The following is a 15,024-nucleotide window of genomic DNA, read 5'->3' as shown; positions in this document are numbered from 1 at the left end:
AGTCAGAATACGCAATCCGCGAGAACAGCAGCCGAGCAGGCTGCGGCTCCTCTGTAACGGCAGGCCAAAGCCGGCACTGCGCGTCCCGGAAGGCGACTGTTGCGTCCAGTGTCCCTGTCACGGACAAAGCGCGTCTATCGAACACTCGGCCGATCCAAGAGAGGTTGCATAAATTTTGCTCTTTCTCCCGGTCGAGCAGTCCAATCCGAAATTCGCACGCAATCAGCGCGCAAATTTCTCCTGTGTCGCACTGCCATATACGGCATACACCGAGGCGATCAATACCGAGGTGATCAGGCCGACGGTCAGGGCAACGCGATAGAGACTGGCGATTTCGATGTAATGCTGTAGGTACGGGACGGCAAGAACACCATAGAGCCAACCGAACACCGGCAAGAAGCCGTAGAAGCTCGGTAACGCCAGAACACAGGCAATTGCAAACACGCTCCACTCCTTGACCAGCACGTCGCGCTGACGAAGCACCGCGCTTAGCAGCAGCACGGCGAAGAAAAGCTCGGAAGCGCCGTTCATCATATAGGGCGCCCCACCAGAAACGGACGTGGTTGTCGGCCCACCAAGCAGCACACTCCAGTGCAGCAGCGTCAGACCATTCACTGCTGCAAACAAGCCAAGAAGTGTGGCCAGAGCGAATACCCGATTGCGCTTATATGCCTGCCCGGACCAGAAAGCCAGATAGAACAGGATCGGCGTGATCACGCAGGCACCAATGGCTGTGATTGCATAGATCCAGCGGGAAGCGAATGCGTGACCAAGTACCCTGCTCTGGAATGCGATCAGACCTTGCGGAAGCAACGCTTTTCCGGCGGCGTATTGATCCAGCCCAGGCGCTACCAGATAGTGATTCGCCACGGTGAGTAAACCAGCAACACAGAGTGCGCCCAATGCTACGACGCCGGTGCGGGAAATCGCTCGTCCAAGTGTCGGCGGCAGCGCGGGGCGCACTTGCGTGACGGGACGCGATTGCTGCAACCACCGATTCATGCAAAGCAGCAGATACCCGAGCAGGAGGCACTGTGCGATTAATACTGCCGTCGCCGCATAGTTCGAAGTATCCTGACTGATCCCCGGATAGGTCAACGCGGCCCAGGTCCAGTCGATGCGAGTGAACGGCGCCGTCAACAAGAGACCATAGTTGATGCTCATATAGGCTTGGTGCTGCGCATATTCCCGACGGACCAGATGGAAAATCGACATCCACAAGGTAAGCGTCACTCCGATCGCGAGGAACCACAGGCCCGTTACGAAGGTGATGGTGTCGTAGATGCGCGCGACAGGTGTGCGCGCCATGTAAATCATCGACATGATCATCGCGAGCTGTGCCGTGATCATATAAAACAGGCCGGCACCACGATGCCAACGCGGATAGTTGCGACGCAGGGCTGGCCAGAATTGCAGAGCACCGAACGTCATGCACATGCCGCCCAGCATACTGTGGAACGAGAGGATGACGTTGTTGCTCCTCGGCATCTGGGCGTAGTAAACCATCGTTTCCCAGAAGCTGTTGCTGCCAAAGACGGATCGCTGTCCGGTCACGGCGGCCATCAGGTACATCCACCAACCGCTAACCGAGAACGCCTGATGCAGACTGACCACCTGTCCTGCGTCGACGGTTTGCTGAATGGCGAGCCTCTGCGACAGAAGCGACGAACTCGAGGTCGTGATCAGGTTCAGGTGCCCGGTTTCGACTGCGATCAGGCCGAAGAGGCCCATCGCAATCGCAAACAGTGTAAACAGGCCGATTACTCCGGTACGCAGCCGGCTCGAGGTGCCCGACGATTGCGCGCTGCGCGGCAGTGTTCTCGGGTAGGTTGGATTCTTCATCAATCACTCCTTTGCGGCACGGCTTGCGTGCCCGAATTCATCGTTGGGTTCAAAGCCAAGCCATGCCCTCACGCACAAGCGCGCGGGCGTCATGAAGCAAAGGTTCGCCGTGAGCGATCACCACGCGCTCGAACGGCCACTCCAGCAGCCTGTCCACGCTGGCTCGGGCTGCTGCGCGATCGCGGTACACGACGCGCAGCAGCGGATGCCAGCCGACCTGACCGAGCAGTCCGCCGAGCCGAAGGTACTGACGTGTGAGCCAGTGCGACGCCTGGTGAAAGTTCTCGACTAGATCGCTGGTAATCAGCGTGCGGGTGGCGGGATGAAAGAACACCGTCTCCCGCAGCAGGCATCCCTGGATAGTCAATGGCAGCAGTACCCCCTTCCAGTCCGGGTGCGGCGTCTCCGACAACTCGGCGCCAAACGGCAGGTCACGTCGCTTGCGCCACAAGTCGGCCGGGCCGTGTAGCAAGGCGGCAGGAAACGCGGCAACGGCTTCCGCCGCATACATGTGATGAAACAGGTTCGGGCAAACGATATGCGCGACGGGCCCCAACTCAGCAATCGCAGCTCGCGTTGCTATCGACGTCGGTACTGGCGAATGGAGCACGAGTTTTCCCGATGGCAGGCGAATCACGGTCATGCGCGTGCCGACATGAAGCCCCAGAAAGCTGTGCGGCGCCGATACAATCCAGATGCCTTCTACAAATTCCTGAAGATCGTCGTCCATGGCGAATCGATAATGTTTCCAGTGATAACATCATCGACCGTTACATCAACCAATGTAAATGAGTGTGAACCCTAGGAATCCATCATCTTCCAGCTACCACCATGGCAACCTTCGTCAGGTCGTGCTGGAAACCGGGCTGTCACTAATTGAACAAAGCGGGGAACCGGATTTTTCGGTTCGGGAACTGGCAAGCCTGATTGGCGTGACGCCTCCTGCCGTCTACCGTCATTTCGAGAACAAGGACGCGTTATTGGTCGCGCTGGCCGTTGAAGGATTCAGCCGGCTGACCGCAGCTCAAGCCGACGCCTATCGCGCCGTTACAAAGCGCGAGCGCTCGCCACGGGCAGCGTTTGTCGCAGGGGGCTCTGCCTATGTGGAGTTTGCAAAGGCGCATCCGGCGCTATTCAAACTGATGTTTGGAAAACTTGCGCTGGATCACCGCGGCGACGGACTGCTCAAAATGGCTCGGCAGGCAAACCTCGACGCGACGATTGCGGGCATCCGTGTGGTACTGGGATCCACCTCCACGGAACGGCAAGTCCGTGAATATGCGATCGCGGCATGGAGTACGGTTCATGGGCTGAGTATGCTCATGATCGATCGCCAGCTGGATGTACTTGATGGAAATGAAAGCTCGGCAAGCGCGGTAATCGAATGGGCGATGCAAGGTCTACATTCGCTCTCGATAGGCAAATAAGGAAACCTTAACAATCTGCAAAAGGTATGGTATCTCCATCGAGTTTTAGCCTCGGAAGCACTTACACCAATTGTCGGTTCACCACTACGTCGTTATATCCCAGACATTGAGTGTGTGACCCAGCTGAGCCGCGAGGTAAATGACGGTGTCAACTTCGCGGCGCCCCACGGCGATTGCATCGCGAACAACCAGTACACGCTAGGCCTCGCCGAAAAGGCGCCGGTCGCAGATGACGCCGATCTGTTCAGCATCGGCCGGCCGTTCATCGCCAACCCTGACTTGATCGACCGGCTTCGCACCGGAGCGCCGCTGTCGGCCACGACGGCGCGACAATCTCCACTACCGATCGTCGCACCCATTGGGTACATTGCAGTTTGCGCGGACTGTATCTGGGTTGAGCTCATACAGAGCTACACTCCTCGACCCAGCTCGAAATTCGAGAGGGCGGCAGATCGCGTGACCAACCGGCCAAAGCAACCGCCGCCTTGTCATGGACGAAATCCGGCACCAACCCGCACTTCCGCGTCGGCGCCTACCGCACGATCGCCGCCATCGGGACGCCCATCGTCATTTCGTCCATGATGAACGACCTAGTGTGACGTCGGGGCACTTGCGCCGACACCAGTCTGGCTGCGTACATACAGATCAAAAAACCGCTGGCGCTCCGACAAGGCCGAGTCGCTGCGATCCAACCACGAAACGACAATGGCGACGGCGAATGCGAGCGGCATCGAGAACAACGCCGGTTGCGAGTACGGAAAGATCGCATTGGCGTGCCCCAAGACATCGACCCACACAGACTTCGAGGCACAGACCAGCGCAACAGCGGATGCAAGACCTACATACCCCCCCGCCAGCGCTCCCTTCGTCGTAAGCCCTCGCCAGAACATCGAAAGAAACAGGACGGGGAAATTGGCCGAGGCCGCCACGCCGAATGCGATGGCCACCATAAACGCAACGTTCACCTTTTGGAAGACCATGCCGAGCAAGATTGCCACGATACCAAGTGCTAGCGTCGCGAGCTTCGTAAGACGCAGCTCCGTGGACTCGTCCGCTTGCCCTCGACGGATGACGTGAACATAGAAGTCACGTGCTATCGCGGACGCGCCTGCAAGCGCCAAGCCCGACACAACAGCGAGGATGGTTGCGAACGTAATCGCCGCGAGGAAGCCGAACATCAAGTCGCCGCCGACTGCATGTGCGAGATGCATCGCCACCATATTGCTACCACCCAACAACTTCCCATTGATATCGCCAGCCTCGAAAAACCTCGGATCCTTGCTAACAATAACAATCGACGCCAACCCCAATATCAACAGCACGTTGAAGAAATATCCGATGAATCCACTGGCATACAGGACGGACTTCCTCGCCTCCTTGGCATCCTTCACCGTAAAGAAGCGCATCAAAATATGAGGCATTCCCGCCGTGCCGAATATAAGGCCGAGACTTAATGAAATTGCGGCCACCGGATCTCCCAGCAATTTACCAGGCATCAACAATGCCGCTCCGCGCTTGTGAACTTCCATCGCACGAGAAACAAGCGTCTCAAAACTAAAATGGAAGCTGGAAAACGCGAGCAATGCCACTATCGTGCCCCCTATCAGCAGGAGAAATGCCTTCGTTATTTGCACCCACGTCGTAGCCACCATTCCACCGAAAATGACATACGCCATCATCAGAAAGCCAACAATGATCAGCGCCCAGTTGTAATCTAGCCCGAACAGGAGCTTGATTAATTGCCCGGCACCAACCATTTGAGCAATCAAATAGAAACAGACCACCACCAGGGATCCAATCGCGGACATGGCGCGAATCGGGCGCTGTGCGAGACGGTACGACGTCACATCGGCAAACGTAAACTTCCCGAGATTTCTCAACCGATCGGTCATCAACAGCAAGAGCACCGGCCAACCAGTAAAGAATGCGATCAAATAAATATATCCGTCGATTCCGTCCGCGTAGATGATTGCGGTGATTCCCAAAAGGGTCGATGCGGACATATAATCGCCCGCGAGCGCGAGCCCGTTCTGCAGACTGGTGATACCGCCGCCGGCACTATAGAACTCGGATGCAGATCGGGTTCGCTTCGCGGCCCATACAGTAATCGCCAGGGTAACCAGAACAAAGCAGAAAAACAACGCGATTGCGTGAACATTGAGGGGTTGGCGCGATGTTGTTCCGATTGTGACATCGGCCCAGGCTAAACGAGATGCCACGGCTCCCAGAAACAATGGGGCCATGAGTTTGACAGCGCGATTCATTGCCTTCCCCCTTTGTTCGCCTTCTCTACAATATCTCTGAGCACGGGATCGAACTTACCATTCGCAAACGATACGTAGATCGCCGAGATGATCAAAAACAGCAGAAACAAGACCAACTCGGCAGCAATCCCAAGCGTCAGTCCGGTTCCGTTGAGAAATGGTTTGGCGGCGATTGCCGGGGTAAAGCACACCACACCTATAAATCCAAAGTATCCAGTAAAAATAACAAACAGCAACAAACCGACCAGACGATTTCGACTAGAAATCAATCTTGAGAAATTTCGATTCGTGTAAATTTTCCTGAACTGCAGCGCTGTTTCCGCCGCAGAGTGACTCGCCTGGATAGGCACAAAATTGCTATCAGACACAAGTGTCTCCTGTGTTTTCAATCGACCACGAAAATATTAATCGCTCGTCGCTGCGTTCGTTTATTTTTATTATTCTATTGGACCGAATTTTCCGTCTCAGGTGAATTTCGATAGTCGCAATTCGACCGCCCTCCATCGGCCATTTCTCTGGAAAATTTCGAGTTATTTAACTTTTATTTTATACAGTGATGCCCCATCAAAGGACATCACTGCCTGCATCAGTTCGCTTCCTTCGCTTTCGCCAATTCTTTCAGGTACGTATCCTGAATATATCGCGTATGAATCTTGGCTTCTGCAAAGTCGGCGCTGCCGATCAACTGAAGGTGGAATTCACGAGTCGTTTGAACACCATCGATTTCCAGTTCGTGAAGCGCACGCTGCATCCGTGCAATCGCTTCCGCTCTGGTTTCCCCCCAACAGATGACCTTGCCCAAGAGCGAGTCGTAATATGGCGGTACGACGTAGCCGGAGAAGAGATGACTATCCATCCGAACACCGATGCCACCGGGCGGAGCATACCGCTGGATTTTTCCGGGCTTGGGCTGGAAATCCTGTGCAGGGTCTTCGGCATTGATCCGACATTCGATGGCGTGACCAGTCAGCCGCACCTCGGCCTGGAGGTGTTCGATACGCTCGCCGGACGCGATGCGAATCTGAGCCTTGACGAGGTCAATTCCGGACACCATTTCAGTGACAGGGTGCTCGACCTGGATCCGCGTGTTCATCTCCATGAAATAGAAGCTTTGCGACGCCGGATCGAGGATGCACTCGATCGTGCCCGCACTTCGATATTGCACGTGCTTGCACAAGCTGACTGCGGCATCGCCAATCTTCGCGCGCAGTGCTGCGCTTAGTACCGGAGACGGACTTTCCTCGACAAGCTTCTGATTTCGACGTTGCGTGGAACAGTCGCGCTCGCCGAGATGCAGGACGTTTTGACCATCCCCAAGCACCTGAATCTCGATATGTCGAATATCGGTCAGAAACTTTTCCAGGTACATCGCGCCATTACCGAACGCAACGGTGGCTTCACGCGACGCCTCGAGAAAAGCCTTCTCGATCATCGACGCATCGTTGACGACGCGCATTCCGCGACCGCCCCCACCCGCCGAGGCCTTCAACAGCACGGGATAACCGATCTTTTCGGCGATCGTCGCTGCTTCCGCGGCGTCGGTTACGATGCCCTTGGAACCTGGAGTGGTCGGCACACCGGCCTCCTCGGCGAGTTTCCGCGCCATTGCCTTGTCGCCCATCGCGCGAATCGAGGCGCCGGTCGGCCCCACGAAAATGAAGCCCTCCGCCTCGACGAGATCGGCAAAATCCGCGTTCTCCGAGAGAAATCCATATCCAGGGTGAATCGCATCGACATCAAGGGCCGATGCCGCCGCGAGTATGCGCTGCGGGTTCAAGTAGCTCTCTTGCGGTTTGGGGCCACCGATACACACTGCACGGTCCGCCATGCGAACTGCGAGCGAGTCTCTGTCGGCTTCGGAGAAAACCTGAACGGTTTCAATGCCCAACTCCCGACACGCTCGTATGACACGAACGGCAATTTCGCCTCGATTTGCAATCAGCAGGCGCTTGATCTTCGAACTCATTTGTGCCCTCTCAGCTCGCAGGTTCAATCACGATGAGCGGCTGCCCGTATTCGACCGTGTCACCGTCGGAGACCAGGATTTCCCGAACGACGCCCCCCGCCTCCGCGGAAAGTGCGTTCATCAACTTCATCACTTCGATGATGCACACCGTGTCATGCGCAGCAACTGCATCTCCGACGGATACGAAGGGTTTTGCGCCAGGTTCCGGTGCGCAATAAAACGTCCCGACCATTGGCGCGCGTACCGTGACGAAATGAGCAGGCCATTCGCTGCGAGCACTGGAGGCGGTGGGCGATACCGCTTTCGAAACCGCTGCGGGGACTTCGATTGCAGCTTGCCGTGTCGGCTCGACGAGCACGACCGCAGGTTCCGCGCCGAACGCCGACGATTGTGCTTGGGCGGCAACGTTCGAAAGCGGAACGGTCTTGCTCAAGGAAATTTCGATGTCGTTGTACCGCAGTCTGAACTCGCCAAACTTGTCGGCTTCCTCAACGAGCTTGATGATTTCCCTGACGTCTTCGTAAGTAAGTTGTTTATCGCTCATGTCATTTTCCTTGAGTTACTTTAGATATATCAGGATCCCGAAATATCCAATTTAAAATCGCCACGCGAAATGTGCACGCGACCAATCTTGGGACGGCGCGAAAGATTCTTGAGCAAGGCGACGATGGAGTGCTCATGCTGGTACTCGTAGGTCATCGATCCCTTCTCGCGAAGCATCTCGTCAACCTGGGAGCCGGCGAACATATAGCGCAGAAGTCGCTCATCGTCCGATGCGGACGGATACTTTTTACGAAGCGCGGCGACCGCTGGCTCCGGCGCGACCGGCTTCAATGCAATCTGCTTCGAGCCGTTCTCCACAATGCGATCGATCACGTCGGGCGCAACGGGTGCCAGAAGCTTCCCGTAGTAACCCAACGCATATTTCTTGATCTCGTTCGGCACGACACGATACCGTTCACCGTGAACGACGTTGAGCACCGCCTGAGTCCCGACCAGTTGCGCGAAAGGCGTGATCATGATCGGGTAGCCCAGTTCCTCACGGACTCTGGCGACCTCCTCGAGCAGTTGATCGAACCGATCGGAAAGCCCAGCCTCGGCCAATTGCGACTTGAAATTGCTCAGCATGCCGCCCGGCATTTGGTGCTGGTAATGAAACGCGTCGTATTCCAGTACCTCGCCGAGAGGTTTTCCTTCTGCTTCGGCGATACGCCTGAAATGCTCACCGACATGATCGACGGTAAGGTCGTCAATTGGCACGTCGAAACCCATCAACCGCAAGTTTCTCGAAACGCTTTGCGTGGCCGGTTGAGCCGCACCGTTCGCCAGTGGTGCGATCGAGGTATGCAGAAGATCCGCGCCGCACTTCACTGCTTCCAGATACACGAGCGGTGCGAGTCCGGTAAGGCAGTGGCTGTGAATTTCCAGCGGCATATCGCCGATAACCTGCTTGATCGCGGGAACAAGCGTTCGGATGCGATCCACCGTCAGAAGACCAGCTGCGTCCTTGAGCATGATCCCGTCGATGGCTTTGCTTTGGACAAGCTCGCGAGCGGTTTTAACGTACAGCTCGTCCGTATGGACCGGGCTGAGCGAGTACGACAAGGCGCCGAATGTCGTGACCCCCAAGCGTTTGGCGACGCGCGTGGACGCCAGGATGTTCTCGACGTCGTTCAGCCCGTCGAATGCGCCGACGATGCGAAAACCGTTGGCCACGGCCCGCTCGACCCAAAGCTCCAGGATATCGTCCGGCAGCGTATCGAACGTCATCAGGTTTTTGCTTCGAACGAGAAAGCGAAGCGGCGTTTGCTGGACCTTGCTACGCATCAAACGCACTCGCTCCCAGGGGTCTTCCTTGAGATAGCGCACGCTGACGTCGAATTGAATCGGGGCGACGAGGTCGATCTGAGCGAAGCCGGCCTTGTCCATGGCTTCCGCGACCGGAAGCATGTGCGCGGTCTTCATGCGCGTTGCCCAAAGGCACTGATGAGCATCACGAAGCGTGGTGTCGATGATGCCGATTTTCTTGCGTTGCACGTCCATAGCTTCCTCCGGGTTGCTCCAATTACTACATAGTAACAGCGCACGATCACGGCAATCGGTAGTGTTTTCCCTGATTCATGGAAACGTTGAATTTGACGTTAACTAAGCGATACAAGATCACATACCACGTCAATGAAATTTTATTTCACATCAAATACTATGATGTAACTGATATTTACCCAGGTGAACGTGGATTGCTTCTTGCCGACGATCGCGTGGTCGCCAAGGCACGGGCATGAGCGGGACATGGATGAAGTACAGATCGACATTACGACGCTCGGAACACGCCAACAAAGCGCTCCGTGAATCTCTCGCCGCATGTCTTTCGTTCAAGACGGCGTGGCTCATCGATCATGAGGAGTTAAGCAACCGGATTCGGCTCGGTACCGTCAAACAAGTACTGCCTCGGATCCGAAGGCACTGCGTAATCGCGCGCTTCACTGACAGGGGCGCGCCTCTCAGCGCATTGGTTGTGTTCGAAGGGGCGGCCCGTGCTCGCTGTTTTCGCGCAAGCCGGCCGCGGTCGCCCTGGGAGAATTGCGCAACGGACGCCGAATCAGATGGAGGTCGATACCTTGCATGTCGCCTCACCGAAAGGCTCTCGCATCGCCGGCATACGCGGATTCTCACGATTTGCACGTCGAGTTGTCGTACGTTCAGTGCACGTATCCCCCCCAGGTTTCTTCTCCCGGAGGGATACATGTCATTCGCCAGCGAATCCCGCTCTCTGCGTCACTGCCCGCCTTCCAGATGCAACTGAAGCTTGCTGGTCACCGACGTCACGCCCGGTACCTGACGGGCTGCATCCACTGCGGCCTTGTCTTGTGACTCGTCCGTGATCTGCCCGGCCAGCGTGACTGCTCCCGTTTTTGCGTTGGCGAACACGACAACCTGCTGGTTGCCGGCCCCGGAATTTTTCACGATCGCCTGACGAACCTTTTTCGCGAATGCCCGGTTCGCGATTCGATCGGCCTTCTTGACCGCCTTCGGCGACGTCGCCGCCGGCGCGGTTGCTTGTGCTTCAGGCGCGCTGGATTGCGCATAGCTCATTGCGGAACACAATGCGAACATGCTTGCAACGATAGTCATGCGATACGTCTTCATCACTCTCTCCTCGACAACGACAAATGAAAAAACTACGGGTTGACGAACGTCCATGTCAGACGTTCGATACTGCTGACCGATTGCATACGTACCCCCTGCGCGACAACCGGCTGCCTACATATCGGTCAAGCTCAGTGCATCTTCACTCGTCTTCAGCGCTGGCGAGAGCGTCATGCGCAAAGAATCGAGAAACGTTTTAACCTTCGCGTCCACGAACTGTCTTGACGGGTACATTGCGTAAATGCTCAGCATTGCGAGCCGATATTCCGGCAACACTCGTACCAGACGCCCGCCTCTCAGATCCTCGGCCACCGAGTACATCGCCAACGGCCCAATGCCCAAACCCGCCTTCAATGCAATCGTCATCGCTTCGGGTGAATTCGCCTGAAACGGTGCCGAAAGAATCGAATGTGTTACGACCTGACCACCCGCCCCGTGAAGCAGCCATTCGTTGCTCGGTCCCTCGAGGGTATCGAGGCACAAGCAGGTGTGATCTGCAAGATCAGCCGGTTTCGACGGGATGCCTCGCCGCGCGAGGTAGGCTTTCGACGCAACCAAAACGCTATGGCTTTCTCCGTAGCTATGCGCTACGTACGTAGAATCCGGGAGACTCGATGCGGCGACAATCGAAACGTCATACCCCTCTTCCACCAGGTTCGGTATCCGCTGCGAGTATGTGACGGTAACCGCGACCTCCGGAAAAGCTGCCTGATACGCAACGATCGATTCGACTACGTGACTCTGGCCGAGCCCCGGCATCGTATGCACTCGAAGGCGCCCGTAGGGCTGAACCAACGCATTTCGGGCCTCGGCGTTAGCCTGGTCGACATCACCGAGGATCGACAACAAGCGTTCAAAGTATCGCCGCCCACTATCGGTCAATGCGATTCTCCGGGTCGTTCGGTGCAGCAAGCGGATTTGCGTGTACTCCTCGAGACCGGATACCGCTCTCGACACCTGTGCGATAGCAACATTGGTTTGCCTGGCTACCGCAGTAAAGCTACCGGCCTGGACAACTCGCACAAATGTCCGCATGTTTTCAAGCATGTCCATTTTGATCCGTCGTCAATCACGATCTCCGCACCGGACATGAACAAGCGGCCGGCAATTCATCGCGCATTTCGATTCCGACGTTATTCCTCGCACTCGGCCGGAGCGCATACGAGCGCTCTCCCGCCTTGTCACGCGCGCGACTTGATCCGCCCCATTCCTATCGAGATCAGGTATTCAGGCGGCGCGGTAGGCTTGCCCTTCATTCGACGGGATTTCCGACGCATCGCCTCATGGCGTTGACGCGCGGACCTTATTGCGCCGTCAAAGTCACAATCTGTTGCCAGGTGCTTTTGATCGACAGATACGAACCAGTGGATCCCGGAAACACGCCATATCAATCGACCTTCTTCATACATCCGGCAAAACCATCGCCATACTTCGGCATCCTGCCTGTTTGCCAGAACGGCAGCCTGTGATCTGACTGCCTCTCCGTCGCTCGCAATCAATTACCACTCCTCGATCACTCGATCAGAAGATCCGATTTTTCTGTCGAGCATACGTCCCTATTCCAAGGCAGCATCTTCGCCGTCCGAGGCCGCCCCCCCTGGCTTGCGCCTCTCATGGACGCCGAGGGCACGACATCCGCGCCGACGCGGGCTGTTATTCATTCAGGATGAGACACCAATACACTACAGTAATGATCGAAGTAACCGGCACCCGTCGATTCGCTCGGAACGCACGCCTACATTCGTACCTTCAGGAAAGTTACCACCTCAATCCAACTTGATAGATATAGGTGGAAACACTACATCGGCAGGCCTTGATATTTTTATTACTACATAGTATTTGCGGCACTTTGCTGAGTTGTTGGCACGACATGCGATGACGTATCCGTGCATGCATCGACGAATGATGCATTTCTGGACTCACGGATTCGATAGCGGGCCATCGGGATCGCGCAGCGTTTAAGGTACCGCCCTGCAACGATTCACCTTCCCGTTTTGTCGGACATAACCAGGTCCAATGTGTGTATCGCAGACGAGCCGAAATAACCTGAAGGTTGGCGTTGATGCAGCGCCCGACAGATGGCCCGTGTTCCGCGGGTAACCGGCCTGCGCCGAAGTTTCGTCACCACCCCCTCATGAGCAGACTGGGCTTGCGGAAATGCATCGACGTGCGTACTGCTGCGATGAAACCGCTCGGCGGCGCCCTCCTGAGCGTAGCAAGATGGACGGACGAACTGGGAAATGAGATTTGAAAAGTATGGAGGAAAGGTAGATGCGGATGTCAGAAGGCCGGGTACCTCGACCGTCTCGCCAGCATATAATAATGCTACGCCCGCCAATCGAACTCAAATATATAAGCGCGGCCCGCCCGCCGGCAAATACAATTGCTGGTAGAAAATGGGCTGCCCGGTAGACGTACTGCCCATTATCTCGACATGAGTCCCATACGTTCTGTTAGAAACATCGAGATCACCTGCGATATTTTTAGGAAGTACAATCGTCCTCACCGTGTGAACCACCTTAGATGCGGATACTTTATATATGTTCTTGGTAAGTTTCACGAAATTTTCGCTTCGGAGATCATCCAGCGAAACGTTCATGAAATATGGAAAGCGGGTGACATCAGTAAAATACTGGCTGATGAATGAATACTCTTCAGCATCGATTTTTCTATCGAGGCGGACAATTACACAATCGCTGGCATCGCCAGACAACCAGCGTGCCCACGGCGCATCTGATTCGACCTGAATCCGACGCAACACGGTACTCGTCATTGGAATGAACCTGGTTCCGTCAGACGAAAGCACTTGGTAGATCCACGGCTCTCCCAAGCGCTTCTCCCTAGGGATGATAAATGTCCCCGATCCCCTCTTTCTCTGGACGAAGCCTTCGCTAACCAAAGAGCCAACCGCTTTTTGAATCGTGCCAAGGCTGAAAGGCACGGCTTCCGCCATTTCCTGCTCGGTAGGAAATTTGTCCCCGTCCTGCCAATACCCCCCTTCAATCGCGGCAACCAGGACTTCTTTCAAATATTCGTGTTTCACCGGGTTTTCGGATACCCGAGCCCGGTATAATTCGAAGAAATTATCAGATTTCATATCAACAAAACACCTCTCGCACCCGTTCCGCGCCGCAATTTATAACTCGAAATCAGCAGGTCGAAATTCCCAGGTGCCCCAGGATGGTTGATCCAGGCCGGCGTCATGGACTCTTTCATGGGCCAAATATCGATGCAGATACGTCCGATTATAGCCTCGATCATCGTTCGATCGGGGCCGAAATCCTGACGACGTCAGCAATGATGTGCAGCAGCGCCGGGTTGATCTATTGAGTTGGCAGGCTGGCACAAAAGCGGTGACCGGCCGAAAAAAACACGCTCGATCGCTTCACCTGCCACCGCGTACGATGCATGGTAGATCGGGGGCCATGTAGAAGGCCGATCCCCGCGGAGTGTTCCGAGCGGATCGTACCGCTTGACCAGGAGCCACTGTCGATACCGTCGAATGATGTAGTCCGCACGAAGCCCTGCTCAACAGAAGGAACGCAAAAAGAGCTTGACCATGGACTTAACCTGAAGGTTATGGTTTGCCATGGCTGGCGCTTCGAGCCCATAGGCAAGTTTGTGCCGCCAGGCAATGGGCGACGTCCACGGCTGTCGCTCGTGACCAATGAAGGGGTATCCAACATGACCAAACGCATACTTCACGTCGTCAGCAATGTCGCCAACTATGCGGATCAATCCGAGCCGACGGGCCTGTGGTTGTCGGAACTGACCCATGCCTGGCACGTCTTCGCCGAACATGGGTACGACCAGCGCCTCGTCAGCCCCAAGGGTGGCGAGTCCCCGCTGGAGCCCCGCTCGCTGAAATGGCCGCTCGCTGACGCCTCGGTAAAGGAATGGCTGAACGACAAGGATCGCCAGAAGCTTTTGGCGACCACGGCACGCCCCGATCAGGTCGATCCGGCGGATTTCGATGCGATCTATTTCACGGGCGGGCACGCCGTCATGTGGGACTTTCCCGACGATGCAGGGCTGCAACGGCTCACTCGAGACATCTACGAGCGCGGCGGGATCGTGTCGTCCGTGTGCCATGGCTACTGCGGCTTGCTGAATACGAGACTCACCGACGGCACCCTGCTCGTCGCCGGCCGCCGCCTCACTGGCTACTCATGGGTGGAAGAGGTGCTGGCGGGCGTCGCGAAGAAGGTGCCCTACAACGCCGAGGAAGAGATGGTGCAGCGCGGCGCACTTTACGAAAAAGCGTTGCTGCCATTCACCTCGAAAGTCGTTACTGATGGCCGCTTGGTAACAGGGCAGAATCCCCAATCCGCCAAAGCAACGGCCGAGCAGGTTGCGACTTTCCTGTAACAGCAAGCAG

Annotated in this window: 12 protein-coding genes; 2 read left to right on the top strand and 10 right to left on the bottom strand. The window is 56.1% G+C overall.

Annotated features, from left to right (window positions below; all coding sequences use genetic code 11):
* Positions 1-222: 222 nt before the first annotated feature.
* Positions 223-1,842 (bottom strand): DUF2306 domain-containing protein, encoded by a 1,620-nt coding sequence (locus ACPTTF_RS24660; RefSeq protein ID WP_423368597.1) that lies wholly within the window; start codon positions 1,840-1,842, stop codon positions 223-225.
* 49 nt (positions 1,843-1,891) lie between these two features.
* The gene (locus ACPTTF_RS24655; RefSeq protein WP_423368596.1) at positions 1,892-2,572 is read right to left on the bottom strand and encodes a DUF4336 domain-containing protein; all 681 of its coding nucleotides are present in this window, start codon (positions 2,570-2,572) and stop codon (positions 1,892-1,894) included.
* Positions 2,573-2,630: 58 nt separating this feature from the next.
* Here ACPTTF_RS24655 and ACPTTF_RS24650 point away from each other — a divergent pair, with 58 nt between their 5' ends.
* On the top strand, positions 2,631-3,269 hold the full coding sequence (locus ACPTTF_RS24650) for a TetR/AcrR family transcriptional regulator (RefSeq protein ID WP_423368595.1): 639 nt from the start codon (positions 2,631-2,633) through the stop codon (positions 3,267-3,269).
* Positions 3,270-3,859: 590 nt separating this feature from the next.
* Here ACPTTF_RS24650 and ACPTTF_RS24645 read toward each other — a convergent pair.
* From ACPTTF_RS24645 to ACPTTF_RS24610, 8 genes are all read right to left on the bottom strand, one after another.
* Positions 3,860-5,533 carry a cation acetate symporter gene (locus ACPTTF_RS24645; RefSeq protein WP_423368594.1) on the bottom strand — a complete coding sequence of 558 codons (1,674 nt, stop codon included), beginning with the start codon at positions 5,531-5,533 and terminating at the stop codon, positions 3,860-3,862.
* Positions 5,530-5,901, bottom strand: coding sequence for a DUF485 domain-containing protein (locus ACPTTF_RS24640; protein WP_423368593.1), 372 nt, complete (start codon positions 5,899-5,901; stop codon positions 5,530-5,532). Before ACPTTF_RS24640 ends, ACPTTF_RS24645 begins: the two co-directional genes overlap by 4 nt.
* A gap of 218 nt (positions 5,902-6,119) precedes the next feature.
* Positions 6,120-7,499 (bottom strand): acetyl-CoA carboxylase biotin carboxylase subunit, encoded by a 1,380-nt coding sequence (accC, locus tag ACPTTF_RS24635; protein ID WP_423368592.1) that lies wholly within the window; start codon positions 7,497-7,499, stop codon positions 6,120-6,122.
* A 10-nt stretch (positions 7,500-7,509) separates the two neighbouring features.
* On the bottom strand, positions 7,510-8,043 hold the full coding sequence (accB, locus tag ACPTTF_RS24630) for an acetyl-CoA carboxylase biotin carboxyl carrier protein (protein WP_423368591.1): 534 nt from the start codon (positions 8,041-8,043) through the stop codon (positions 7,510-7,512).
* 29 nt (positions 8,044-8,072) lie between these two features.
* On the bottom strand, positions 8,073-9,542 hold the full coding sequence (locus ACPTTF_RS24625) for a pyruvate carboxylase subunit B (protein WP_423368590.1): 1,470 nt from the start codon (positions 9,540-9,542) through the stop codon (positions 8,073-8,075).
* Between the two features lie 732 nt (positions 9,543-10,274).
* A complete protein-coding gene (locus ACPTTF_RS24620; RefSeq protein WP_423368589.1) occupies positions 10,275-10,646 on the bottom strand; it encodes a BON domain-containing protein in 372 nt (123 codons plus the stop codon).
* 114 nt (positions 10,647-10,760) lie between these two features.
* A complete protein-coding gene (locus ACPTTF_RS24615; protein ID WP_423368588.1) occupies positions 10,761-11,699 on the bottom strand; it encodes a LysR family transcriptional regulator in 939 nt (312 codons plus the stop codon).
* Positions 11,700-12,990: 1,291 nt separating this feature from the next.
* Entirely contained in the window at positions 12,991-13,689 is a 699-nt protein-coding gene (locus ACPTTF_RS24610; RefSeq protein WP_423368587.1) for a GntR family transcriptional regulator, read from the bottom strand.
* Positions 13,690-14,330: 641 nt separating this feature from the next.
* On the opposite strand from ACPTTF_RS24610, the gene ACPTTF_RS24605 reads away from it, so the two are divergent.
* Positions 14,331-15,014 (top strand): type 1 glutamine amidotransferase domain-containing protein, encoded by a 684-nt coding sequence (locus tag ACPTTF_RS24605; RefSeq protein WP_423368586.1) that lies wholly within the window; start codon positions 14,331-14,333, stop codon positions 15,012-15,014.
* Positions 15,015-15,024 lie beyond the last annotated feature (10 nt).

It is taken from the genome of Burkholderia crassaminum (genome assembly GCF_964265005.1).
In the GTDB taxonomy this organism is placed as follows: domain Bacteria; phylum Pseudomonadota; class Gammaproteobacteria; order Burkholderiales; family Burkholderiaceae; genus Burkholderia.
Note: the sequence above shows the minus strand (reverse complement) of the source record. Positions and strands in the feature narration are given on the sequence as shown.